This window comes from Bacillus sp. ZY-1-1 (assembly GCF_003047165.1).
GTDB lineage: Bacteria > Bacillota > Bacilli > Bacillales > Bacillaceae > Bacillus > Bacillus velezensis.
This window is the reverse complement of the sequence record NZ_CP027061.1, coordinates 2311537-2337172: the sequence shown is the minus strand read 5'-3', so window position 1 is coordinate 2337172 and position 25636 is coordinate 2311537. Positions and strand designations below refer to the sequence as shown.

Sequence of the window (25636 nt, the reverse complement as noted above, 5' to 3'; positions counted from 1 at the left end):
CTATTCTTATGCCTTTATTTACCTGCGGCAGTGCGGCAGTGTGCCTGCTTGCCAATTGAGAAATGTTCAATTAGTCTAAAGAAAAGCGCTGAATGAAGTGATGTTAAGGAGGAGCAAACCAGCATGAAGTATAGAAGCGTTTTTGATATTATCGGCCCGGTCATGATCGGTCCGTCCAGTTCACATACCGCAGGCGCCGCCCGGATCGGCAGAGTGGCCAGAAGCTTATTCAGGCGGGAGCCCCGCCGGATCGTTGTGTCTTTTTACGGATCATTTGCAGAAACGTATAAGGGTCACGGCACTGATGTCGCGATTATCGGCGGCCTGCTTGATTTCGATACATTTGATGAACGGATTAAAACAGCGATTCAAATTGCGGAAGAGAAGGGCATATATGTAGAGTTCCGTACAGAGGATGCCGTGCCCGTTCATCCGAATACGGCGCGTATCGTCATTTCTGATGATGAGGGAGAGCTTGCCCTTACCGGTATTTCCATCGGCGGCGGAAAAATAGAAATCACGGAGCTTAACGGCTTTGAGCTGCGACTTTCCGGAAACCACCCGGCTATTTTAGTCGTTCACAATGATAAATTCGGCACGATTGCAGGCGTTGCCAATGTGCTTGCGAAATTCTCCATCAACGTCGGACATATGGAAGTGGCGCGTAAGGACGTCGGCCAGCTTGCGCTGATGACGATTGAGGTCGATCAGAATATTGAAGAAGAAGTGCTTGACGAGCTTTCAACACTTCCTAATATTATACAGGTTACTAAGATAGCTGACTAAAAAGTCAGGAGGAAAATGACATGTTTCGTAATGTAAAAGAATTAATAGAAATCACTCAAGAAAAACAAATTCCGATTTCGGAAGTGATGATCACCCAAGAGATGAAAGTGACGCAAAAAACACGGGAAGAAATCTTTCAAGGAATGGAGCGCAATCTCTCCGTCATGGAAGCAGCTGTTGAAAAAGGGCTGAAGGGCGTCACGAGTCAGACCGGTTTAACAGGCGGAGATGCCGTGAAACTTCAGGCATACATCCAATCGGGAAGAAGCCTGTCGGGCAATCTGATTTTAGACGCCGTTTCTAAAGCTGTGGCGACAAATGAAGTCAATGCGGCGATGGGAACGATCTGCGCTACACCGACCGCCGGCTCTGCCGGGGTTGTGCCGGGAACGTTATTCGCCGTAAAGCATAAGCTGAACCCTACGACAGAACAAATGATCCGTTTTCTGTTTACAGCCGGCGCGTTCGGTTTTGTCGTAGCAAATAATGCGAGTATTTCAGGAGCGGCAGGAGGCTGTCAGGCGGAAGTCGGGTCAGCATCAGGCATGGCAGCGGCCGCGATTGTGGAAATGGCGGGCGGAACGCCTCAGCAATCAGCGGAAGCAATGGCGATTACACTGAAAAATATGCTCGGTCTCGTATGTGACCCGGTCGCCGGATTGGTAGAAGTGCCGTGTGTCAAACGAAACGCAATGGGAGCATCCAACGCGATGATCGCGGCGGATATGGCGCTGGCCGGGATTACAAGCCGCATTCCTTGCGATGAGGTGATTGACGCGATGTACAAAATCGGCCAGACAATGCCGACAGCACTGCGTGAAACGGGACAAGGCGGTTTAGCTGCGACACCGACGGGAAGAGAATTAGAGAAAAAAATTTTCGGAGGAGCGCTGAAATCAAGTGACACACCATCAGCAAACTAGTATAGCGGAAATTAAGGGCATTGGGCCGGAAACAGAAAAAACATTGCACGAACTTGGTATCTATGACATTTCTGATCTTCTGAATTATTTCCCTTACCGTTATGACGACTATGAGCTGAGGGATTTAGAAGAAGTAAAACATGAAGAAAGAGTGACGGTAGAAGGGAAGGTTCATTCAGAACCTTCTCTTACCTATTACGGCAAAAAACGAAACAGGCTGACATTCAGGGTGCTTGTCGGCAATTATTTAATTACCGCGGTCTGCTTTAACCGTCCCTACTTAAAAAAGAAACTGACGTTAGGTTCTGTCGTCACGATATCCGGGAAATGGGATAAACACAGACAGACCGTTTCCGTGCAGGAATTAAAAAACGGTCCTCATCAAGAAGATAAAAGCATTGAGCCTGTTTATTCCGTTAAAGAAAACGTCACCGTAAAAATGATGAGACGGTTTATTAAGGAAGCGCTGCAGCATCATTTGGACAGTGCGGCCGATCCGCTTCCTGAAAAATTGAGAATCCGCTATAAGCTGCCTGATTACAAACATGCCCTGCAGACGATGCATCAGCCTGAAACGAGGGAATCGTTACAGCAGGCAAGACGACGGTTTGTTTATGAGGAATTCTTATTATTTCAGCTGAAAATGCAGGCGTTCCGTAAAGCGGAAAGGGAACAGTCAAAAGGCATCAGCCATGTGTTTCCTGCTGAAAAGCTCACCGCTTTCACAGACAGCCTGCCGTTTTCGCTCACGACCGCACAGACGCGCGTGCTTCGGGAAATTACCGCTGATATGACATCCCCTTACCGAATGAACCGTCTGCTGCAAGGTGATGTCGGTTCAGGGAAAACGGCCGTCGCCGCCATCGCTTTGTACGCTGCGATTCTGTCGGGGCATCAGGGGGCATTAATGGTGCCGACTGAAATTCTGGCCGAACAGCATGCAGATTCTCTCGTATCGTTGTTTGCAAATGAAGATGTAAATATCGCGCTTTTGACGAGTTCTGTAAAAGGAAAGCGGCGCAGGGAGCTTTTGGAGCGGCTTGCTCTCGGAGAGATTGATATTTTAGTAGGGACCCATGCTTTAATCCAGGATGAAGTGGAATTCAAAGCGCTGAGTCTTGTTATTACGGACGAGCAGCACCGGTTCGGGGTCGAACAGCGCAAAAAACTCAAGAATAAAGGTCAGGATCCGGATGTGCTGTTTATGACAGCCACTCCGATTCCGAGAACGTTGGCCATTACCGTCTTCGGAGAAATGGATGTTTCCGTGATAGATGAAATGCCCGCGGGGCGAAAACAAATCGAAACGTATTGGGTGAAACACGACATGCTGGAGCGGATTTTGGCTTTTATAGAAAAAGAGCTGAAGCAGGGAAGGCAAGCCTATATTATCTGCCCGCTCATTGAAGAGTCGGATAAACTGGATGTACAGAATGCGATTGACGTATATAACATGCTGTCTGACGTTTACCGCGGTAAATGGAATGTCGGCCTGATGCACGGGAAGCTCCATTCTGATGAAAAAGATCAAGTGATGAGAGAATTCAGCGCTAATCAATGTCAGGTACTTGTGTCAACAACCGTCGTAGAAGTCGGGGTGAACGTGCCGAATGCGACGATTATGGTCATCTATGACGCCGACCGTTTCGGATTATCTCAGCTCCATCAGCTCCGCGGCCGGGTCGGGCGGGGAGACCACCAATCTTTCTGCATCTTGATGGCCGATCCGAAATCCGAAACCGGGAAGGAACGGATGAGAATCATGTCAGAGACAAACGACGGCTTCGAGCTGTCTGAAAAGGACCTTGAACTGCGCGGTCCCGGTGATTTCTTCGGAAAAAAACAGAGCGGTATGCCCGAGTTCAAGGTGGCGGATATGGTTCATGACTACAGAGCTTTGGAAACGGCCCGCCAGGATGCGGCCAATCTGGTGTCTTCAGAGGCTTTTTGGAAAGATGACGAATACCGCATGCTGCGCGGTCAATTACTTTCAAGCGGCGTCTTAGAAGGGGAGAAATTAAGCTGATTCTGTAAAATTCGGCGGCTTTCAAAAAACAATCATTGCATTCCAATCTATGAGATTATATACTACTATTAGTACCTAGTCTTAATTGTCCGGATGGTGTTTACAGATGAGAAGAAGCAAGAAAGAACGCCAAAAATTATTGCAGCAGACGATCAAATCGACACCCTTCATCACAGATGAAGAATTAGCGGGGAAATTCGGCGTCAGCATTCAGACGATCCGTTTAGACCGCTTAGAGCTCTCAATACCGGAGCTGAGGGAAAGAATTAAAAACGTGGCAGAACAAACGCTTGATGATGAAGTGAAATCATTGTCTTTAGACGAAGTGATCGGTGAAATCATTGATCTGGAGCTTGACGGCCAGGCCATTTCCATATTAGAAGTAAGACGCGAACATGTCTTCAGCCGCAATCAAATTGCGCGGGGGCATCATTTGTTTGCGCAGGCGAACTCACTCGCCGTAGCCGTCATTGATGATGAGCTGGCGCTGACCGCAAGCGCAAATATCCGCTTTACAAGACAGGTGAAAGAAGGCGAGCGCGTCGTTGCGAAAGCCAAAGTGACGGCAGTCGAAAAAGAAAAAGGCAGAACGGTAGTTGAAGTCAACAGCTATGTGGGAGAAGAAGTCGTGTTCTCCGGCAGCTTTGATATGTACCGTTCAAAACAATCATAAAGGTGGAGCATGCATGAGAATAGCTGTAGATGCAATGGGAGGCGACAACGCACCCAAAGCTGTTATTGACGGAGTAATGAAGAGTATTGAGGCATTTGACGATCTTCATATTACGCTGGTCGGTGACAAGACAACGATAGAATCACACTTGCCAACAACATCAGACCGCATCACTGTGTTGCACGCCGATGAAGTGATTGAACCGACGGATGAACCGGTCCGCGCCGTACGCAGAAAGAAAAACTCTTCTATGGTGCTGATGGCGCAGGAAGTGGCTGAAAACAGAGCGGACGCCTGTATCTCAGCGGGGAATACGGGCGCACTCATGACAGCGGGACTGTTTATCGTCGGCAGAATTAAAGGAATCGACCGGCCTGCGCTTGCGCCGACGCTTCCGACCGTTTCAGGCGACGGTTTCCTTCTTTTGGACGTGGGAGCCAATGTCGATGCCAAACCGGAGCATCTCGTCCAGTACGGAATTATGGGATCTGTATATGCCCGGCAGGTCCTCGGAATCAGCTCGCCCCGCGTCGGATTGTTAAATGTCGGCACGGAAGAAAAGAAAGGAAACGACCTGACAAAAAAGACGTTTGAATTATTAAAAGAAACAAACGTGAATTTTGTCGGAAACGTTGAGGCGAGAGACTTGCTCGAAGGCGCTGCTGACGTCATCGTCACAGACGGCTTTACGGGCAACGTCACGTTGAAAACATTGGAAGGTTCAGCGTTATCGATTTTCAAAATGCTGAAAGATACACTGACTTCAAGTTTTGTTTCTAAGCTCGCAGCGGGAGTGCTGAAGCCGAAGCTGATGGAAATGAAACTGAAAATGGACTATTCTGAGTACGGCGGGGCGAGTCTTTTCGGTTTGAAAGCGCCCGTCATTAAAGCGCACGGCTCTTCTGACGCACGCGCTGTTTACCATGCGCTGCGCCAGGCGAGAGAAATGGTCAGCCAAAACGTGGCCGCATTTATAGAAGAAGAAGTAAAAGAAGAAAAAACAGATGAGTAGTCTGGAGGTTACCGCATCATGAGTAAGATTGCATTTTTATTTCCCGGACAGGGATCACAATATATCGGTATGGGAAAAGACCTGTACGAACGCGAAGAAGCGTCAAAACGTATTTTTGATGAAGCGGATGAAACGCTTGAAACAAAGCTGAGCTCGCTCATTTTTGAAGGTGACGCCGAAGAATTGACCCTTACATACAATGCGCAGCCTGCGCTGTTGACAACGAGCATCGCCGTATTGGAAAAGTTTAAAGAATCCGGCATCACCCCTGATTTCACCGCCGGCCACAGCCTCGGAGAATATTCGGCGCTTGTTGCGGCGGGAGCGATGACATTTAAAGATGCCGTTTACACGGTAAGAAAACGGGGAGAATTCATGAATGAAGCCGTGCCGGCCGGAGAAGGCGCCATGGCAGCGATTCTCGGAATGGATGCGGAGTCCTTGAAAAAGGTGACGGATCAAGTGACGGAAAACGGTCATCTCGTACAGCTTGCAAATCTGAACTGCCCCGGCCAGATCGTCATTTCCGGAACGGCAAAAGGCGTGGAGCTGGCTTCAGAGGAAGCGAAAAACAACGGAGCAAAACGGGCGATCCCATTAGAAGTAAGCGGACCGTTCCATTCTGAATTAATGAAGCCGGCAGCGCAAAAACTCGAGGAGGTGCTCAGCGCCTGTGAGTTAAAAAATGCGGCTGTTCCCGTGATTTCAAACGTTTCGGCTGACGTTATGACAGAAAAAGACGATATCAAGAAAAAACTGATCGAACAGCTGTATTCGCCTGTTCGCTTTGAAGAAACCATTAACAAACTGATTGACGAAGGCGTCACGACGTTTGTTGAAATCGGGCCCGGAAAAGTGCTTTCAGGCCTTGTGAAAAAAGTGAACCGCCGCCTTAAAACAATCTCGGTTTCTGACCATGAAACCATCGAACTGGCGATTCAAACGCTGAAGGAGGAGAATCAGGATGCTTAATGAAAAAACAGCAGTGGTAACGGGAGCGTCCCGCGGAATCGGTCGGGCGATCGCGCTTGATCTTGCGAAAAACGGCTGTAATGTAGTAGTCAACTACTCCGGGAATGAAGCGAAAGCGAACGAAGTCGTAGATGAGATCAAATCTTTGGGCCGAAACGCGATCGCCGTAAAAGCCGATGTATCAAATTCCGAAGAAGTACAAAACATGATGAAAGAGGCTGTCGCTGCATTTTCTTCAATCGACATTCTCGTGAACAATGCGGGGATCACAAAAGACAATCTTCTGATGAGAATGAAAGAAAATGAATGGGATGATGTCATTAACATTAACTTAAAAGGTGTATTCAACTGCACGAAAGCCGTTACAAGACAGATGATGAAACAGCGCTCCGGCCGGATTATCAACGTATCATCAATCGTCGGCGTCAGCGGAAACCCCGGCCAGGCAAACTATGTGGCGGCAAAAGCCGGTGTAATCGGCTTAACGAAGTCATCAGCCAAAGAGCTTGCGAGCCGAAATATTACGGTCAATGCCATTGCTCCGGGCTTTATTTCCACGGATATGACGGACAAGCTTTCTAAAGAAGTCCAAGATGAAATGCTGAAGCAGATTCCGCTCGCGCGTTTCGGTGATCCTTCCGATATCAGCAGCGTTGTTACGTTCCTTGCTTCTGAAGGATCGCGTTATATGACGGGCCAAACCCTTCATATTGACGGCGGAATGGTGATGTAAAGATTTGTTTTTAAAATTTCATCCTAGTTTCTCTAGTTTTTTAAAAACGAATCCTCTATAATACTTGAGGGGAGGTGAATTGCTATGGCAGATACATTAGAGCGTGTAACGAAAATCATCGTAGACCGCCTTGGCGTTGATGAAGCTGACGTCAAACTTGAAGCTTCTTTCAAGGAAGACTTAGGTGCTGATTCCCTAGATGTAGTTGAGCTTGTTATGGAACTTGAAGACGAGTTTGATATGGAGATTTCTGACGAAGATGCTGAAAAGATTGCAACAGTCGGCGACGCTGTGAACTACATACAAAACCAGCAATAAGCTGATGCTAAAAGTCCCGCCTGACAGCGGGGCTTTAGCCCTTTAATCGTTCGGTTACCGGCGTCTGACGCTGTACGCGCTGCTGATTCCGTTTACGGCGGGGAGCGCGGTGAACCTGATGTGCCTATGGAGGTTACTATGTCAAAACACTCACATTTTAAAGATAAAAAAAAGTTCTATAAAAAAATAGAGCAATTTAAAGAGTTCCAAGAACGGATTTCGGTTCATTTTCAAAACGAGAAACTTTTGTATCAAGCATTTACACATTCATCTTATGTGAATGAGCATCGGAAAAAGCCGTATGAAGACAACGAAAGGCTTGAATTTTTAGGTGACGCTGTTTTGGAACTGACGATCTCCCAATTCTTATTTGCCAAATATCCGGCCATGAGTGAAGGAGATTTGACGAAGCTGAGAGCCGCTATCGTATGCGAGCCGTCACTCGTCTCACTTGCCCACGAATTGTCATTCGGCGATCTTGTTCTCTTGGGAAAAGGAGAAGAAATGACGGGCGGCAGAAAGCGTCCTGCGCTTTTAGCGGATGTGTTTGAAGCGTTTATCGGCGCACTGTATCTGGATCAGGGCCTTGAGCCGGTTCAGCAATTCCTGAAAGAGTACGTGTTCCCTAAAATAAACGATGGTGCTTTTTCTCATGTGATGGATTTCAAAAGCCAGCTTCAAGAATTTGTACAGCGGGACGGAAAAGGATCGCTTGAGTACAAAATTCTCAATGAAAAAGGGCCTGCCCACAACCGGGAATTCGAGGCGCTCGTCTCTCTTAAAGGTGAGGCGCTCGGTATCGGGAACGGACGTTCCAAAAAAGAAGCCGAGCAGCATGCGGCACAGGAAGCTCTTGCAAAATTGCAAAAACATCATACGAAACAATAAAATCCCCCTGTATCCCTAGGGGGATTTCAGTATGTCTGCGCCTGATATAAGCGGGTGATTATGATAATATTGAGATACTTATACGATAAGGAGGATCTGGGATGTTCCTCAAACGTTTAGACGTTATAGGATTTAAATCATTTGCAGAACGGATATCCGTTGACTTTGTAAAAGGCGTCACGGCCGTTGTCGGTCCGAACGGCAGCGGAAAGAGCAACATTACCGAAGCCATCCGCTGGGTGCTCGGCGAACAATCAGCCCGCTCGCTTCGGGGCGGAAAAATGGAAGATATCATTTTTGCGGGAAGTGATTCGCGCAAGCGGCTGAACCTTGCCGAAGTCACGTTAACGCTTGATAATGAAGATCATTTTCTCCCGATCGATTATCACGAAGTCAGCGTGACGAGGCGGGTGTACCGTTCCGGAGAAAGTGAATTTCTCATCAACAATCAGCAGTGCCGCCTGAAAGACATCATTGACTTATTTATGGACTCCGGGCTCGGAAAAGAAGCATTCTCCATTATCAGCCAGGGGAAAGTCGAAGAGATTCTCAGCAGCAAAGCGGAAGACCGCCGCAGTATTTTTGAAGAAGCGGCCGGCGTGCTGAAATATAAAACACGAAAGAAAAAAGCGGAAAACAAACTGTTTGAGACGCAGGATAACTTAAACAGGGTGGAAGATATTCTCCACGAGCTTGAAGATCAGGTCGAACCGCTGAAAATCCAGGCATCAATCGCCAAAGACTACTTAGAAAAAAAGAAAGAGCTTGAGCATGTCGAAATTGCCCTTACCGCCTTTGACATCGAACAACTGCATGGCAGATGGTCGGGTTTAAAAGAAAAGGTGCAGACGGCAAAACAAGAAGAATTGGCGGAATCATCAGCTCTGTCCGCAAAAGAAGCGATGATAGAAGAGACGAGAGATAAAATCCACGCGCTTGATGAATCCGTCAACGAACTGCAGCAGGTGCTGCTCGTGACAAGTGAAGAGCTGGAAAAGCTGGAAGGCCGGAAAGAAGTGCTGAAAGAGCGCAAAAAAAACGCCGCGCAAAACCGGGAACAGCTAGAGGAATCCGTTACACATTACACGAACAAAGAAGCCGAACTGAAAGCGGACATTGAAAAACAGTCTGCCGTCTATGATAAACTTCGTGCGGAAGTGAAGCGGTTAAACGCCCAGGTGAAAGAAAAGCAGCAGGCTCTCAGTCTGCATAATGAAAATGTAGAAGAGAAAATCGAACAATTAAAAAGCGATTACTTTGAATTGTTAAACAGCCAGGCGTCGATTCGCAACGAGCTGCAGCTTTTAGATGATCAGATGTCCCAATCTGCGGTCCAGCAGGCGAGACTGACCGCAAACAATGAAAAATACCTTGAAGAACGTAACGATATTGCAGTCCGCAAAGCGGCGTGCGAAGAGGAATTGGCCGCCGTTGAAGAGGATATTCACAATCAGGTCGTCCGCTTTCGCGAAGTCCAGACAGCATATGAACAGAAAAAACGCCAGTATGAAAAGAAAGAATCAGCGCTGTATCAGGCATATCAATTCGTCCAGCAGGCCAGATCCAAAAAAGATATGCTTGAAACGATGCAAGGCGATTTTTCAGGATTTTACCAAGGCGTAAAAGAAGTGCTGAAGCAGAAAGAGCAGCTCGGCGGCATCCGCGGCGCCGTTCTCGAACTGATTGCGACCGAACAAAAATATGAAACGGCGATTGAGATTGCACTCGGCGCAGCGGCGCAGCACGTTGTCACAGACGATGAGCAGGCGGCGCGGAAAGCGATTCAATATTTAAAACAGAATTCCTTCGGCCGCGCGACGTTCCTGCCGCTTACAGTTATGAAACCGCGCCAGCTTCAAACCCGTGATGAACAGACGGCTTCAAAGCATCCGTCTTTCCTCGGCACAGCGAGCGGGCTTGTCACATATGATGCGGCGTATCGGAATGTCATTCAAAACCTTCTCGGCACCGTGCTGATCACTGAAGATTTAAAAGGCGCGAATGAACTGGCCAAGCTTCTCGGGCACCGCTACCGCATCGTCACGCTTGAGGGCGATGTCGTCAATCCAGGCGGATCAATGACAGGCGGCGCGGTCAAAAAGAAAAACAATTCTCTGCTCGGCAGAAGCCGCGAGCTTGAGACGGTGACTGCGCGGCTTGCCGAAATGGAAGAAAAAACAGCTCTGCTCGAAAAAGAGGTCAAAGCGCTGAAGCAGGCCATTCAAGAGCTTGAACATACGCTGAGCGGCCTCCGTGAAGACGGTGAGGCTTTCAGAACAAAGCAGCAGGATGTAAAAGGCAGGCTGTATGAACTCGAAGTTGCTGAAAAGAACATCAATACCCATTTGGAGCTTTACGATCAGGAGAAAGCATCACTGACGGAAAGCAGCCGGGAAAAAGAGACGCGCAAATCAGCTCTGGAAGAACAGCTGAGTGAGGCATCCGGCCAGCTGAAAGAGCTTGAGGAAGAGATGGAAAGGCTGACAAAACAAAAGCAGACCCTATCCTCAACAAAAGAAACGCTCTCTCATGAACTGACGGAATGTAAAGTGGCCGCTGCGAAAAAAGAACAGGCGTGCTCGAGTGAGGAAGACAACCTCAAAAGGCTGAAAAAAGAGCTTGAAGAAACGCAGCTCGCTCTGAAAGAAACACGGGAAGATTTAAGCCTCCTGACCTCAGAGATGACGTCCAGCACAAGCGGAGAGGAGCAGCTTGAAGAAGCAGCCCATCATAAGCTTCACGATAAAACGAGAACGATCGAATTGATCGCCAGCCGGCGCGACCAGCGTGTGAAGCTCCAGCGGGCGCTTGATACGAACGAGCTTGAGCTGAAAGAGATGAAGCGTCTGTACAAGCAAAAAACGGACATTCTGAAAGATGAAGAGGTAAAACTCGGCCGGATGGAAGTTGAGCTTGATAATCTCTTGCAGTATTTACGCGAGGAGTACAGCTTATCCTTTGAAGGGGCAAAAGAACAATATCAGCTTGAACTCGAGCCTGAAGAGGCGAGAAAACGGGTCAAACTGATCAAGCTTTCAATTGAAGAGCTCGGAACGGTCAATCTCGGCAGCATCGATGAGTTTGAAAGGGTAAACGAACGGTATCAGTTTTTAACAGAGCAGAAAAATGACCTGACGGAAGCGAAAAACACACTGTTTCAAGTCATTGAAGAAATGGATTCTGAAATGACGAAGCGATTCCATGAAACGTTTATCCAGATCCGTTCTCAATTCAACGACGTGTTCCGTTCTTTATTCGGAGGAGGACGGGCTGAACTGAAGCTGACTGATCCGAATGATCTTCTTAATTCCGGGGTGGACATTATCGCGCAGCCTCCGGGCAAAAAACTGCAAAACTTAAATCTTTTGTCAGGGGGAGAACGGGCGCTGACTGCCATTGCCCTTTTATTCTCTATTCTGAAAGTAAGGCCCGTGCCGTTCTGCGTCCTTGATGAAGTGGAAGCTGCGCTTGATGAAGCCAATGTATTCAGGTTTGCGCAATATTTAAAAAAATACAGCGGCGACAGCCAGTTTATCGTCATCACCCACAGAAAAGGCACCATGGAAGAAGCGGATGTCCTCTACGGTGTTACGATGCAGGAATCCGGCGTTTCCCGAATGGTTTCGGTCAAACTGGAAGAAACAAAAGAATTCGTTCAGTAACGAGGAAAGAGGTTGAAAGATGAGCTTTTTTAAAAAATTAAAAGAGAAAATCACGAAACAGACAGATTCCGTCTCTGAAAAATTTAAAGATGGTCTTGAAAAAACAAGAAATTCCTTCTCAAATAAAGTGAACGAACTCGTCTCCCGCTACCGGAAAGTCGACGAGGATTTCTTCGAGGAGCTTGAGGAAGTGCTGATTGGCGCTGACGTAGGTTTTACAACCGTCATGGAGCTGATTGATGAGCTCAAAAAAGAAGTGAAGCTGAAAAACATTCAGGATCCTCAGGAAGTGCAGTCCGTCATTTCTGAAAAGCTTGTCGACATTTATAACAGCGGCGACGAACAGATTTCTGAATTAAATATTCAGGACGGGCGCCTGAACGTTATTCTGCTTGTCGGGGTAAACGGCGTCGGAAAAACGACAACGATCGGAAAACTTGCCCATAAGCTGAAGAATGAAGGCAAATCCGTTGTGCTCGCTGCCGGAGACACCTTCAGAGCCGGGGCGATTGAACAGCTTGAAGTGTGGGGGGAGCGTACAGGTGTGCCTGTCATTAAGCAGGCTGCCGGAAGCGACCCTGCGGCGGTTATTTATGATGCCGTACACGCGGCTAAAGCAAGAGGAGCGGATGTGCTGATTTGTGATACGGCCGGCCGCCTTCAGAATAAAGTTAACTTAATGAAAGAGCTTGAAAAGGTCAAACGCGTCATCGAACGCGAAGTGCCTGAGGCCCCGCATGAGGTTCTCCTTGCGCTGGACGCGACGACAGGCCAGAATGCGATGGCGCAGGCGAAAGAATTCTCCAAAGCGACGAATGTGACGGGTATCGCATTAACGAAGCTTGACGGCACCGCAAAAGGCGGTATCGTCCTGGCGATCCGCAATGAGCTTCACATCCCCGTGAAACTGGTCGGCCTCGGAGAAAAGGTTGACGATCTCCAGCGGTTTGATGCAGAATCTTACGTATACGGTCTCTTTTCGGATTTAGTTGAAAAAGCCGAAGATTAATGAATAAAAAACGAGTATAAAATGGACGGTTTTATACTCGTTTTTTTATACGCATTGATAGATCGGAATGGAGGGGGCAGTTGTTGGACAAATGGCTGAAAGCTGAATTGGAAAGTAAGATCGGCGCGATAAACCATATGTCGCTGCTGGATGAACAGGGAGGCACTTCAACCGTTCGAAAAATAGTGACCGGCCAAGACGCATTTTTGCTGAAAAGTTCTTTTCAACAGAAGTATCGGGAATGGTTAATGAGAGAAGCCTTCGTTTTACAACAACTGACGGAAACTCGTCGTCTGCCTGTTCCTATTTACTATGGGATGATACAGGAACAGCATGCCAGCCATATCATCATGTCATTTGAGGATGGAATCACCCTGACTTCGGCTTTAAGAAAAGCCAAAGGGGATACTGAAAAGAAAAAGCTGATCAAAAGTTTCGGCCAGTTTCTGCAGCGGCTGCATGAAACCGAAATGGTCTCTGGTTTACAGCCGGAAACAGACTGGCTCGATCTGCAAATCAAACGAGCCGGGGAATATGTCAAAAAAGGACAAGCTGAAGGAAGTGCAGAGCTATTGAAGGAATTGGACAGGTACAGGCCTGTTCCTGTTCAGCAGACAATGATTCACGGTGACTGCACGACTGATAATGTGCTGGTGAGAGACGGAGAGGTCTATCTGTTTATCGATGCTGCGGGAATATCGGCGGGAGATCCGCGTTATGATGAATCATTAGCGATCAGTCGTTTTGTCACAAATGAATCATGTCTCAATGCTTTTTACGAAGGCTATTGCCGCTATCGTGTATCAAAACAAGAATTCGAGTATTTTAACGACGGTCTGTATGAATTTTTTTGAAAACACTTATTATGTAAAAAGGGCATCCTGCTTTGACAAGATAAAAACTTGACACACGCTCTGAAACCATGTAAACTAAGTTTTTGTAAAGGGATTTGACTTAACAAAGGGGAGAGCTCAAATGTCGCTCGAAAAAACGACGAGAATGAACTATTTGTTTGACTTCTATCAGTCGTTGCTGACGTCAAAACAAAAGAGCTATATGTCGCTTTATTATCTGGACGATTTCTCCCTTGGTGAAATAGCCGAAGAGTATGACGTTTCAAGGCAAGCCGTTTACGATAACATCAAACGGACTGAAGCGATGCTTGAACAATATGAAGAAAAACTGCTCCTTTTTAAAAAGTTTCAGGAGCGTAAAGAAATGTTTACAAAGCTGAAAGAGCTTGCTTCCGGCTTGCAGGAAGAGGAAAAAATGACGGCTCTGATTGAAGCGCTTGAGAAATTAGATTAGGAGGCGGCAAACAATGGCATTTGAAGGATTAGCCGACCGACTGCAAAAGACGATTTCAAAAATCCGCGGAAAAGGAAAAGTCAGCGAACAAGACGTAAAAGAGATGATGCGTGAAGTCCGTCTTGCGCTTCTTGAGGCTGACGTTAACTTTAAAGTCGTAAAGGATTTTGTGAAAAAAGTAAGTGAACGGGCTGTCGGGCAGGACGTCATGCAGAGTCTGACACCCGGTCAGCAGGTTATTAAAGTCGTAAAAGAAGAGCTTACCGAGCTGATGGGCGGCGAAGAAAGCAAAATTGCCGCCGCCAAACGCCCGCCGACCGTTATTATGATGGTCGGGCTCCAAGGTGCCGGTAAAACGACAACCACGGGGAAGCTTGCCAACCTGCTGCGCAAAAAACATAACCGCAAACCGCTGCTCGTGGCTGCGGATATTTACCGCCCCGCCGCGATTAAACAGCTGGAAACACTGGGGAAACAGCTTGATATGCCGGTCTTTTCGCTTGGCGATCAGGTCAGCCCGGTGGAAATTGCCAGACAGGCGATTGAAAAAGCGAAGGAAGAGCATCATGATTATGTGATTTTAGATACCGCCGGACGGCTGCACATCGATCATGAACTGATGGATGAGCTCTCCGGCGTAAAGGAAGTCGCAAATCCTGAGGAAATTTTCCTTGTCGTCGACTCAATGACCGGTCAGGATGCGGTAAACGTCGCCAAAAGCTTTAATGACCAGCTCGGTTTAACGGGCGTCATTTTAACAAAGCTTGACGGGGATACCCGCGGAGGTGCGGCGCTTTCTATCCGCGCGGTCACCGAAACGCCGATTAAATTCGCCGGAATGGGAGAAAAGCTCGATGCTCTTGAAGCGTTCCATCCTGAACGGATGGCATCCCGGATTCTCGGAATGGGTGACGTGCTGACGCTGATTGAAAAAGCTCAGGCGACCGTTGATGAAGACAAAGCCAAAGAGCTTGAGCAGAAAATGAGAACGATGAGCTTCACATTGGATGATTTTCTGGAGCAGCTCGGCCAGGTCCGAAACATGGGGCCTCTTGACGAACTGCTGCAAATGATGCCCGGCGCAGGCAAAATGAAAGGCTTAAAAAACATCCAAGTCGATGAAAAACAGCTGAATCATGTGGAAGCGATCATTAAATCAATGACTGTTCTTGAAAAAGAACAGCCGGATATTATTAACGCCAGCCGGCGGAAGCGGATTGCAAAAGGAAGCGGAACATCCGTTCAGGAAGTCAACCGTCTTTTAAAGCAGTTTGAGGAAATGAAAAAAATGATGAAGCAGATGACCAACATGTCAAAAGGGAAGAAAAAAGGCTTTAAATTACCTTTTATGTAATCGGTTATACATGATAAAACCGTTGTTAAGAAAAAACACTTTACAAACACTTTTATCATTGTTAATATACTATCTTGTTGAAATATTTTCGGAGGTGCTAGTAAAATGGCAGTAAAAATTCGTTTAAAACGTATGGGAGCAAAAAAATCTCCTTTCTATCGTATTGTTGTAGCAGATTCTCGTTCACCGCGTGACGGCCGTTTCATCGAAACAGTCGGCACATACAACCCGGTTGCAAAGCCGGCTGAAGTGAAAATCAATGAAGAGCTTGCTCTTAAATGGCTTCAAACAGGAGCTAAACCTTCTGATACAGTCCGCAACTTGTTCTCAAGCCAAGGAATTATGGAAAAATTCCACAACGCTAAACAAGGCAAGTAATGACTGATCAGAACTTGGAAGATTTGATTGTCAGCATTGTGGCTCCGCTTGTCGACCATCCGGAAGACATAACGGTCACAAAGGAAGAGACTGATCAAAAGATTGCGCTGCGCTTATCTGTCAATAAGTCGGATACCGGTAAGATTATCGGAAAGCAAGGCCGGACTGCAAGAGCGATTCGAACCGTCGTTTTTGCAGCTGGCGCACAGTCTTCTAAGAAAGTTCAATTTGAAATATTTGACTGAAAAAGGGAGAGGGCCGGCACCTCCCCTTTTTTTACACGTAAAAAAGGCAAATGAACAGAAATATGTTGGAAGAGTGGGGAGTCTGGTCCTATGCAGATTATTCACAGGGTAACCGTTATGCAGGTTCTGACCGAGCAAAGCAAGGAAAAGCTTTTGGCCTCTTTTGCAGAAAAAAAGCAAACGCTTGAACGAGAATGCAGCCAGCTCTATTTTCAGCTTAGAAAACATGAAAAAGATCAGCAGAATCCCGATGTAGCGGAATCTTTTAAAAAAGCCATTGAAAAAAGACAAGATAAAATCAAAATGATCGATTTCCAAATAAGCCAGACAGAGTCGCTCCCGCTTGGAAGCGAAGTGAAGGAAAAGGAGATCGATGCGCTGCTTTCAATCAATGTCGGTGATAACTGGCATGAAAAAACAGCGGCAAATACCATCGTCATAAAAGACGGGGTAGTAATTGAAATCCGCCCGAGGTGATAATATGACAAACAGATGGTTTAATGTAGGCAAAATTGTAAATACCCACGGCATTAAAGGCGAAGTGCGGGTCATTTCTAAAACGGACTTTGCCGAAGAACGGTACAAGCCCGGCAATACGCTCTATTTGTTTGCGGAAGGGGCTGCGGAGCCAATCAAAGTAACGGTCAGCGCCCACAGGCTTCACAAGCAGTTTCACCTGCTGCAATTCAAAGAAATGCCGAGTCTCAATGAAGTCGAACACCTAAGAAACATGGTGATCAAAGTTCCTGAAGAAGACTTGGGAGAGCTTGAAGAAGATGAATTTTATTTTCATGAAATCATCGGCTGCGAGGTTGTGTCAGAAGACGGGGAACTGATCGGCACAGTGAAGGAAATCTTGACGCCCGGGGCTAATGACGTATGGGTGGTTGCAAGAAAAGGCAAAAAAGATGCGCTCATTCCGTATATAGCTTCTGTGGTGAAGGATATTAATATAAATGAGAAGAAAATTAAGATTCATGTAATGGAAGGGTTAATAGACGAATGAAAATCGACTTTTTAACACTGTTTCCCGAAATGTTTCAAGGGGTGCTCGGTTCATCCATTCTGCAAAAAGCACAGGAAAAAGAGGCTGTCCGTTTTGACGTCATCAATTTCCGGGCTTTTTCGGATAATAAACACCAAACGGTTGATGATTACCCGTACGGCGGGGGAGCCGGGATGGTGTTAAAGCCGCAGCCCGTATTTGATGCGGTTGAAAAGCTGACAGCCGGTACGGACGCCAAGCCGCGCATTATTCTCGTCTGCCCGCAAGGTGAGCGTTATACGCAGAAGAAAGCCGAGGAGCTGGCGGAAGAGGAACATCTCATGTTTATTTGCGGGCATTATGAAGGGTATGATGAACGGATCCGGGAACATCTTGTCACTGATGAAATCTCCATCGGGGATTTTGTGCTGACCGGGGGAGAGCTCCCTGCCATGATGATTGCCGACAGCGTTGTCAGGCTTTTGCCGGGCGTCCTCGGAAAAGAAGCATCCCACGTGGAGGATTCCTTCAGCACGGGGCTTTTAGAGCATCCTCACTATACGAGGCCAGCCGATTATAAAGGCTTAAAAGTGCCTGAGACCCTTTTGTCCGGCAACCATGCCAAAATACAAGAATGGCGCAATAAAGAATCAATCAGAAGAACCTTTTTAAGACGTCCGGATCTTCTTGAAAACTATCCTCTCACTGATGAGCAAAGAAAATGGATTTCCGAGTGGGAAAACGAATAGATTCTATTGCGCAGGTGATGAAGATATGATAAGATACTACTTGTGGCTTAAGGAGGCTTATCCTTCAGAAGCTTGAAAACGATGTTCCGCTGTGCCTTGCAGTTGTGGCCAAGAGCATCTGTTGGAAGGAGTTGAAAACGATGCAAAAACTAATTCAAGATATCACAAAAGAACAGCTTCGCACTGATCTTCCTGCGTTCCGTCCTGGTGACACTTTACGTGTACACGTAAAAGTTGTTGAGGGTAACCGTGAGCGTATCCAGATCTTCGAAGGTGTTGTGATCAAGCGTCGTGGTGGTGGAATCAGCGAAACGTTCACAGTTCGTAAGATTTCTTACGGTGTTGGCGTTGAACGTACATTCCCTGTACACACACCAAAAATCGCGAAAATCGAAGTTGTACGTTACGGTAAAGTACGTCGCGCTAAGCTTTACTACCTGCGTGAACTTCGCGGAAAAGCGGCTCGTATTAAAGAAATCAGACGATAATGATAACGAACGAAAAGAGCTTGTTACCCGTAACAGGCTCTTTTTTTATATGAAATTTGTAAAAGCGGAACAAGCAACGTAAAATACATAAGAGATCATCGGAACATCCGGTTCCGGTAAATAAGGCAGGTGTCGAAGTCACATGACCATTCAATGGTTCCCGGGCCATATGGCTAAAGCGAGACGGGAAGTAACAGAAAAACTGAAATTAATTGATATCGTATACGAATTGGTGGATGCGAGAATCCCGATGTCATCGAGAAATCCGATGATTGAGGAGATTTTAAAAAATAAGCCGCGCATTATGCTTTTAAATAAAGCCGATAAGGCGGATGCGGCTGTGACTGCCCAGTGGAAGGACCACTTTCAGGAACAGGGCATTCCCTCTCTTTCAATAAACTCCGTTAACGGGCAGGGACTGCATCAAATCGTGCCGTCCTCGAAAGAGCTGCTGAAGGATAAGTTCGATAAAATGAAAGCAAAAGGTGTTAGGCCGAGAGCAATCCGCGCATTAATCATCGGCATTCCGAATGTCGGCAAGTCTACGCTCATTAACCGGCTGGCCAAAAAAAACATTGCCAAGACGGGAGACAGGCCCGGCATTACCACTTCACAGCAGTGGGTAAAGGTAGGCAAGGAATTAGAGCTGCTCGATACACCGGGAATTTTATGGCCTAAATTTGAAGATGAGCTTGTCGGCTTGCGCCTGGCGATCACCGGGGCGATTAAAGATACGATTATCAACCTGCAGGATGTGGCTGTTTTCGGGCTGCGCTTTCTGGAAGAGCATTATCCCGACCGTTTGAAGGAGCGCTACGGACTTCAGGAAATCCCTGAGGATATCGCCGCTCTTTTCGACGCGATCGGTGAAAAACGCGGCTGTTTGATGGGCGGCGGAATGGTTGACTATGATAAAACAACGGAAGTTATCATTCGGGACATCCGGACGGAAAAATTCGGCAGGCTTTCATTTGAAGCACCATCAGAATAAAGACGCGCAGCGATGCGGGTCTTTATTTTTTCCGCAGAATACCGATATACATAATGTAAGGGAGAAGAGAACGTGAATACATTAACCGTAAAAAGCGTAAAAGAACGCCTGCAAGAGATCAGGGACGAAAGCGACCCCTTCCTTGCCCAATGTGAGAAAGACCCGAGAAAAAGCGTACAGACGCTTTTAGAGCAATGGCTGAAAAAGCATGCGAAGGAAAAAGCTCTTAAAGAGCAATGGCTGGACATGACGGCATACGAAAGACTGTCATCCAAAAAGGGCTTCCGCCTGATTGCGGGTGTTGACGAAGCCGGAAGAGGGCCGCTTGCCGGACCGGTTGTCGCCGGCGCCGTCATTTTGCCGGCAGAATGCGAGATTCTCGGTCTCACGGACTCGAAGAAATTGTCGGAAAAGAAGCTCGAGGAGTATTACAGCCGGATCACGGAAGAAGCGGCGGCTGTAGGAGTCGGCATTGTCCATGCGGACGTCATTGACCGGATCAACATTTATGAGGCCGCGAGACTGGCGATGGTAAAAGCCGTCAATGCTTTAACGGAAACACCTGATTATCTGCTTGTTGATGCCATGACCCTTCCGCTTGACATTCCGCAGTCATCAGTTATAAAAGGGGATGCCAAAAGCGTGTCAATTGCCGCCGGAGCCTGCATAGCAAAAGTAACGCGGGACCGTCTCATGGCTGAGTACGCCAAAACTTACCCCATGTACGGCTTTGAAAAAAATAAAGGCTACGGAACGAAAGAACATCTTGAAGCTCTTCAGGCATACGGACCGACAACTATTCACCGAAAAACGTTCGCTCCCGTTCAATCTTATTGTTAGAAAAGAGGCTTAAGACATGAACATTAGCGGCGAAATCCAAGCGGCTTTCAGACAGCTGACGGCGGAAATCCCTCCGGACCGGCAGGACGGCGGTAAAGACAGCGGTACTCAAAGGCTGCTGTTAGGGAAGGTTCTCCGTTTGCTGGACGATCAAAGCGCTCTTATCCAGATCGGCGGCCGGACGATGCAGGGAAAACTTGAAACCGCCCTTCGTCCGCAGGCGTATTACTGGTTTTCTTATGACAAACAGCCGGCGGAAAAAACGGGCCGGCTTCATGTCATCGACCAATTCGAAGGAAGCCCGAAAACCGTTCAGGAAGCGGCGGGTAGACTGTTAAACGCTCTTTCCGTCAAACCGGGCCCTGTGTCTCTGCAGATTGCCGAAACGTTTATGCAGCAGAAGCTGCCGATGACGGAAAACAGCCTCAAAGCCTGCATCCGCTGGGCTGAATCGCTTCCGGCCGCCGAATTGAAAAAAGCGGCGGAAACAATCGTATTTGCGCTGAAACGGGAACTGCCCGCACATCCGGAAGTCTTGTCATCCATTCATGCCGTTAAATATCCGGTTCCGACCCGTCGCCTCCTCTCAGGACTGCTTCAGGCAATCAATCAGGCTCCGCAATCGGCAAAAGAGCTGTCTGTGCTCAAAGAGGCGGTTTCTGACGTATTAAACGCGGAAACGGATCTTCATGCAGAACGTCTCTTGAAGAAGCTTGCCGAGGCTGCACGCATGCCGATCCCAGAAACCGGGCTGATGGATGAAGGAGAACGGACGGAATCAAAACAATCACCATTTGTCAGAGAGACTCGTGAAAACGGAAAGGCAGTCTCAAGCCAACCTTCTCCTCCGAGTGCGCGGACAGATCCGGAACTTCCTGAAAAAACGGCAAAACAGATTATAGAGAAATTAATGACATCGGCAGAAAAAACTGAAAACCGCCCCGTAAAAGAAACGGCGGAGATCATTAAGGCTTTCATTTCTCAAGAAAAAACATTTAAAACAGCACCTGTTCTTCAAAAAGCACATCTGACAGAACAGGAGGCGGCTGTTTTCGAAAAAGCCGTTCAGCTCACCGAATTGAAATATGCGGAAAAAGATGATGTATTAAGCCTTTTGCAGAAAATCAAAAAAGGATTGGGCACGCGTGATGAATTATCATTCATTACAGCGCTTGAAAAAGGCGTATCTCCGCAGCCGGAGAAACAAGCGCTGAAAACGGCCCTCCAAGCCGTCCGGACGCTTCAAGAAGCGCCCCAATCCGTTAAACAAGAGGCGGAACCGCTTATTCATAAATTAAACGGCCAGCTGTTTATTGAGCAGCATAACCCTTCTTTTACGCAGATGGTGCTGTCATTTCCGCTGGGAGCGTCCGCGTATGAGAATGACATCACAGTTCTCTTTAAAGGACGGAAGAAGCCGGACGGAAAACTCGATCCGTCACATTGCAGGCTCCTGTTTTTGCTGCATCTTGAAACACTGCAAGAAACCGTTGTGGACTGCATGATTCAGCAAAATGTAATGACCATTACGGTTGAGACTGATTTTGAGCTTCAGGCGGCCATCGACACTCTCGTACCGGCTTTAAAAGAAGCCGTAAAAGAAACGGGCTTCAGCCTGTCAGGCGTCACGTCTAAAAAACGGCGCCCGAAAGACCAGAGCGCTCTTGTGGAAGAGTTTATAGAAAAAGACGGCGGAAGAAAAGTGGATGTGAAAATATGAAAGAGCAAACGCCGTTAAGAAGAGCTGTCGCCCTGCATTACGACCGGCAGAAAGACCAAGCCCCGAAGGTTGTCGCAACAGGCAGGGGGCACGTGGCGGAAAATATTATAAAAGAAGCTGAGAAGGCTGGGGTTCCCATTCAGGAAGACAGAACCCTTGTCGAATTAATGCGCCATTTGACGGTTGACGATCACATACCGGAGGCGCTTTATGAAACCGTTGCCGAAATTTTTTCATTTGTTTACAGACTGGACGAAACCCTGAAAAACGAAAAATAAGGACCATTCATTTCCCGGACTCCGTTTAAATTTATATTTTCAATAAAATAAAAGTTAGAATGTTTGGAAGGATATAAAGATTTTGTTTTGAACCCTAGACAATTCTTCCAGTATTATATAGAATGAAAGCGCAGTCTATTTTTAGTTTTGCTACATAAGTTAGGAGGATGGGAAATGAATATCCATGAGTACCAGGGAAAAGAAGTCCTCAGAAAATACGGGGTGTCTGTTCCTGAAGGTAAAGTGGCTTTTACAGCAGAGGAAGCAGTTGAAAAAGCAGAGAGCCTGTCAAGCTCGGTTTATGTCGTAAAGGCGCAAATCCATGCTGGCGGCCGCGGCAAAGCTGGTGGGGTAAAGATTGCAAAAACAAAAGATGAAGTGAAAGAGTATGCCGAAGAACTGTTAGGCAAGACGCTCGTCACACATCAAACGGGTCCGGACGGACAAGTAATAAAACGCTTACTTATTGAAGAAGGCTGCGATATTAAAAAGGAATACTATGTCGGGCTTGTACTTGACCGCGCTACTTCAAGAATCGTTTTAATGGCGTCTGAAGAAGGCGGAACGGAGATTGAAGAAGTAGCGGAAAAAACACCTGAAAAAATTAAAAAAGCGGTAATTGATCCGGCTGTCGGCCTTCAGGGCTATCAGGCAAGGGAAATTGCATTCGCAATTAACATCCCGAAAGAGCTTGTCGGCAAAGCCGCTAAATTTATGCTCGGTTTATATAAAGCATTTGTTGAGAAGGACTGCTCCATCGCTGAGATCAACCCTCTCGTCGTTACGGGGGACGGAAACGTCATGGCGCTGGATGCTAAGCTGAACTTCGACAGCAATGCGTTATACAGACAAAAAGACATTATGGAATACAGAGATTTAGATGAAGAAGATCCGAAAGAAATCGAAGCGTCAAAATACGATTTAAGCTACATTTCCCTTGATGGAAATATCGGCTGTATGGTAAACGGCGCGGGTCTTGCAATGTCTACAATGGATATCATTAAACACTACGGCGGAGAACCTGCAAACTTCCTTGATGTCGGGGGCGGCGCAACCGCAGAAAAAGTGACGGAAGCTTTTAAAATCATTCTTTCCGATCAAAATGTAAAAGGAATTTTCGTTAATATTTTCGGAGGCATCATGAAGTGTGATGTCATCGCCGAGGGCGTTGTTGAAGCGACGAGACAAGTCGGATTGACATTGCCGCTGGTCGTGCGCCTTGAAGGGACAAACGTAGATTTAGGAAAGAAAATCCTGAATGAATCAGGCTTAAACATCACATCTGCGGAATCAATGGCAGACGGCGCACAGAAAATCGTATCCTTAGTTTAGGAAAGAATGAAAGGCAGGGGACCAGATAATGAGTGTTTTTATCAATAAAGATACAAGAGTTATTGTACAGGGGATTACAGGTTCTACCGCTTTATTTCATACAAAGCAGATGCTGGAATACGGCACGAATATCGTTGGCGGTGTAACACCTGGAAAAGGCGGAACGGAAGCGGAAGGCGTACCGGTATTCAATACGGTCGCAGAAGCGGTTCACACAACGGGCGCTGATGCGTCAGTCATTTACGTTCCGGCTCCGTTTGCGGCGGACGCAATTATGGAAGCGGTTGACGCAGAAATTGATCTTGTCATTTGTATCACTGAGCACATTCCGGTTTTGGACATGGTGAAAGTGAAGCGCTTTATGGAAGGCAAGAAAACGAGATTAATAGGGCCGAACTGCCCGGGTGTTATTACACCTGAAGAATGCAAGATCGGCATTATGCCGGGATACATTCATAAAAAGGGTCATGTAGGCGTTGTATCCCGTTCAGGAACATTGACATACGAGGCCGTCCATCAGCTTTCAGAAGCCGGCGTAGGCCAGTCTACCGCTGTAGGGATCGGCGGCGATCCGGTCAACGGCACGAACTTTATTGACGTGTTAAAAGCGTTCAATGAAGATCCTGAAACACATGCCGTCATCATGATCGGAGAAATCGGCGGCACAGCTGAAGAAGAAGCGGCTGAGTGGGTGAAAGCGAACATGACGAAGCCTGTTGTCGGCTTTATCGGCGGTAAAACCGCGCCTCCGGGAAAACGCATGGGCCATGCGGGCGCCATCATCTCCGGAGGAAAAGGCACGGCAGAAGAAAAAGTCAAAACGATGAACGCCTGCGGAATTGAAGTCGCGGAAACCCCTTCTGTAATGGGTGAAACGCTGATTAAGGTGTTAAAAGAAAAAGGCTTATTTGAAACGTGCAAAACGCACTGATCGAAGCAGGGGCAGCCGTAACGGCTGTTCCTGTTTTTGCTGAAAAAAGAGGAGGTTGCCCGATTTGGATCAAGCATCGCGCTGTTTAATGGTCTGCAGTATTAATCAAATCATTTCCCCGTCTCTTCTATTAAAATGGTGGAAAGCTGATCACTCTCTGTCTTTTTTACCGGATCCGCATCCATTAACTGTTTTATCAGAAGGGAAAACAGCCCCGGAAGCAATTTTTCGGGAAATAGAGCGCAAGGATCCGGAACTTGATGAAGTTCTGTCCGATTACCGCCGCGAAGGCATTACTGTTATTCCGATTTCATCAAGCCGCTACCCAACATGGCTTAAAGCGATTTATGATCCGCCGGCTGTCTTGTATGCAAAAGGGAACACACCGCTTCTTGAAAAAGGCAGAAAAATCGGGATTGTAGGAACGCGGAAACCGACGGAAGACGGAATAAAAGCGGCTGGGCATCTTTCCGCCGAACTCTCAAAAAAAGGCTGGGTCATTGTAAGCGGGCTTGCATCCGGTATAGACGGTTTGTCTCATAAGGCGAGCATCAGGGCAAAAGGGCTTACGATCGGCGTGATAGCCGGCGGATTCCATCACATCTATCCCCGGGAAAATCTCCTGTTAGCAGAATACATGGCTGAACACCATCTCCTACTCTCAGAACATCCTCCTGAAACAAAGCCGAAAAAATGGCACTTTCCGATGAGAAACCGCATAATCAGCGGACTAAGTGAAGGAATTGTGGTCGTGCAGGGAAAAGAAAAAAGCGGTTCATTAATCACAGCTTACCAGGCCCTCGATCAAGGCAGAGAGGTATTTGCCGTTCCGGGTTCCATATTTAATCCATATTCCGGAGGACCTATAAAACTCATTCAAGAAGGGGCGAAAGCTGTATTATGCGCAGAGGATATTGACGGAGAGCTGACCGCCCGATGCGTTCAGTATACGGAACCCTTTTGAAATATCGTTTGACAAACGGTATTGTAATATTTAATAATAGTGAGGATTTAAAGTTGCATATTATTTTCATG

At 47.2% G+C, this 25636-nt stretch carries 27 protein-coding genes; all 27 read left to right on the top strand.

Annotated features, from left to right (window positions below):
- Positions 1-123 precede the first annotated feature (123 nt).
- Entirely contained in the window at positions 124-786 is a 663-nt protein-coding gene (gene sdaAB, locus C5I45_RS11585; protein WP_003154325.1) for an L-serine ammonia-lyase, iron-sulfur-dependent subunit beta, read from the top strand.
- 20 nt (positions 787-806) lie between these two features.
- Positions 807-1709: an L-serine ammonia-lyase, iron-sulfur-dependent, subunit alpha gene (gene sdaAA / locus C5I45_RS11580; RefSeq protein ID WP_107994395.1), complete on the top strand. Its 903-nt coding sequence runs from the start codon at positions 807-809 to the stop codon at positions 1707-1709.
- Positions 1687-3735 (top strand): ATP-dependent DNA helicase RecG, encoded by a 2049-nt coding sequence (recG, locus tag C5I45_RS11575; RefSeq protein ID WP_014304995.1) that lies wholly within the window; start codon positions 1687-1689, stop codon positions 3733-3735. The genes sdaAA and recG overlap by 23 nt, the downstream gene beginning before the upstream one ends.
- A 106-nt stretch (positions 3736-3841) precedes the next feature.
- A complete protein-coding gene (fapR, locus tag C5I45_RS11570) occupies positions 3842-4408 on the top strand; it encodes a transcription factor FapR (protein WP_003154320.1) in 567 nt (188 codons plus the stop codon).
- Positions 4409-4421: 13 nt separating this feature from the next.
- Positions 4422-5420 (top strand): phosphate acyltransferase PlsX, encoded by a 999-nt coding sequence (gene plsX / locus C5I45_RS11565; protein ID WP_003154319.1) that lies wholly within the window; start codon positions 4422-4424, stop codon positions 5418-5420.
- A gap of 18 nt (positions 5421-5438) precedes the next feature.
- Positions 5439-6392, top strand: a complete 954-nt coding sequence (gene fabD / locus C5I45_RS11560) for an ACP S-malonyltransferase (RefSeq protein WP_003154316.1) — start codon at positions 5439-5441, stop codon at positions 6390-6392.
- The gene (fabG, locus tag C5I45_RS11555; protein WP_003154312.1) at positions 6385-7125 is read left to right on the top strand and encodes a 3-oxoacyl-[acyl-carrier-protein] reductase; all 741 of its coding nucleotides are present in this window, start codon (positions 6385-6387) and stop codon (positions 7123-7125) included. Before fabD ends, fabG begins: the two co-directional genes overlap by 8 nt.
- Positions 7126-7209: 84 nt before the next feature.
- Entirely contained in the window at positions 7210-7443 is a 234-nt protein-coding gene (gene acpP, locus C5I45_RS11550; protein ID WP_003154310.1) for an acyl carrier protein, read from the top strand.
- A gap of 138 nt (positions 7444-7581) precedes the next feature.
- On the top strand, positions 7582-8331 hold the full coding sequence (gene rncS, locus C5I45_RS11545; RefSeq protein WP_003154303.1) for a ribonuclease III: 750 nt from the start codon (positions 7582-7584) through the stop codon (positions 8329-8331).
- A gap of 101 nt (positions 8332-8432) precedes the next feature.
- The gene (gene smc, locus C5I45_RS11540; protein ID WP_069013486.1) at positions 8433-11993 is read left to right on the top strand and encodes a chromosome segregation protein SMC; all 3561 of its coding nucleotides are present in this window, start codon (positions 8433-8435) and stop codon (positions 11991-11993) included.
- A gap of 19 nt (positions 11994-12012) precedes the next feature.
- Positions 12013-13002 carry a signal recognition particle-docking protein FtsY gene (gene ftsY / locus C5I45_RS11535; RefSeq protein WP_003154301.1) on the top strand — a complete coding sequence of 330 codons (990 nt, stop codon included), beginning with the start codon at positions 12013-12015 and terminating at the stop codon, positions 13000-13002.
- 83 nt (positions 13003-13085) lie between these two features.
- Positions 13086-13856: a phosphotransferase family protein gene (locus C5I45_RS11530; protein WP_025851293.1), complete on the top strand. Its 771-nt coding sequence runs from the start codon at positions 13086-13088 to the stop codon at positions 13854-13856.
- A 121-nt stretch (positions 13857-13977) separates the two neighbouring features.
- A complete protein-coding gene (locus tag C5I45_RS11525) occupies positions 13978-14310 on the top strand; it encodes a putative DNA-binding protein (protein ID WP_003154299.1) in 333 nt (110 codons plus the stop codon).
- A gap of 13 nt (positions 14311-14323) precedes the next feature.
- Positions 14324-15664, top strand: coding sequence for a signal recognition particle protein (gene ffh / locus C5I45_RS11520; RefSeq protein WP_003154298.1), 1341 nt, complete (start codon positions 14324-14326; stop codon positions 15662-15664).
- Positions 15665-15769: 105 nt separating this feature from the next.
- Positions 15770-16042: a 30S ribosomal protein S16 gene (rpsP, locus tag C5I45_RS11515; RefSeq protein ID WP_003154296.1), complete on the top strand. Its 273-nt coding sequence runs from the start codon at positions 15770-15772 to the stop codon at positions 16040-16042.
- Positions 16042-16287, top strand: coding sequence for a KH domain-containing protein (locus C5I45_RS11510; RefSeq protein WP_007611392.1), 246 nt, complete (start codon positions 16042-16044; stop codon positions 16285-16287). Before rpsP ends, C5I45_RS11510 begins: the two co-directional genes overlap by 1 nt.
- Before the next feature lie 90 nt (positions 16288-16377).
- On the top strand, positions 16378-16764 hold the full coding sequence (locus C5I45_RS11505; protein ID WP_003154291.1) for a YlqD family protein: 387 nt from the start codon (positions 16378-16380) through the stop codon (positions 16762-16764).
- Positions 16765-16768: 4 nt separating this feature from the next.
- Positions 16769-17293 carry a ribosome maturation factor RimM gene (gene rimM / locus C5I45_RS11500; RefSeq protein WP_003154290.1) on the top strand — a complete coding sequence of 175 codons (525 nt, stop codon included), beginning with the start codon at positions 16769-16771 and terminating at the stop codon, positions 17291-17293.
- Complete coding sequence (gene trmD, locus C5I45_RS11495) at positions 17290-18021, top strand: tRNA (guanosine(37)-N1)-methyltransferase TrmD (protein ID WP_003154289.1); 732 nt, start codon at positions 17290-17292, stop codon at positions 18019-18021. Before rimM ends, trmD begins: the two co-directional genes overlap by 4 nt.
- A 140-nt stretch (positions 18022-18161) precedes the next feature.
- Positions 18162-18509: a 50S ribosomal protein L19 gene (gene rplS / locus C5I45_RS11490; protein WP_003154288.1), complete on the top strand. Its 348-nt coding sequence runs from the start codon at positions 18162-18164 to the stop codon at positions 18507-18509.
- A gap of 142 nt (positions 18510-18651) precedes the next feature.
- Positions 18652-19500 carry a ribosome biogenesis GTPase YlqF gene (gene ylqF / locus C5I45_RS11485; protein WP_003154287.1) on the top strand — a complete coding sequence of 283 codons (849 nt, stop codon included), beginning with the start codon at positions 18652-18654 and terminating at the stop codon, positions 19498-19500.
- 72 nt (positions 19501-19572) lie between these two features.
- Positions 19573-20340, top strand: a complete 768-nt coding sequence (locus tag C5I45_RS11480) for a ribonuclease HII (RefSeq protein ID WP_014304999.1) — start codon at positions 19573-19575, stop codon at positions 20338-20340.
- Between the two features lie 16 nt (positions 20341-20356).
- On the top strand, positions 20357-22060 hold the full coding sequence (locus C5I45_RS11475; protein WP_107994394.1) for a glycosyl transferase: 1704 nt from the start codon (positions 20357-20359) through the stop codon (positions 22058-22060).
- Positions 22057-22338: a FlhB-like flagellar biosynthesis protein gene (locus C5I45_RS11470; protein ID WP_003154284.1), complete on the top strand. Its 282-nt coding sequence runs from the start codon at positions 22057-22059 to the stop codon at positions 22336-22338. Before C5I45_RS11475 ends, C5I45_RS11470 begins: the two co-directional genes overlap by 4 nt.
- A 174-nt stretch (positions 22339-22512) precedes the next feature.
- A complete protein-coding gene (sucC, locus tag C5I45_RS11465; RefSeq protein WP_003154283.1) occupies positions 22513-23670 on the top strand; it encodes an ADP-forming succinate--CoA ligase subunit beta in 1158 nt (385 codons plus the stop codon).
- Between the two features lie 28 nt (positions 23671-23698).
- Positions 23699-24601, top strand: a complete 903-nt coding sequence (sucD, locus tag C5I45_RS11460; protein ID WP_003154281.1) for a succinate--CoA ligase subunit alpha — start codon at positions 23699-23701, stop codon at positions 24599-24601.
- Positions 24602-24665: 64 nt separating this feature from the next.
- Entirely contained in the window at positions 24666-25565 is a 900-nt protein-coding gene (gene dprA / locus C5I45_RS11455; protein WP_015388238.1) for a DNA-processing protein DprA, read from the top strand.
- Positions 25566-25636: the final 71 nt, after the last annotated feature.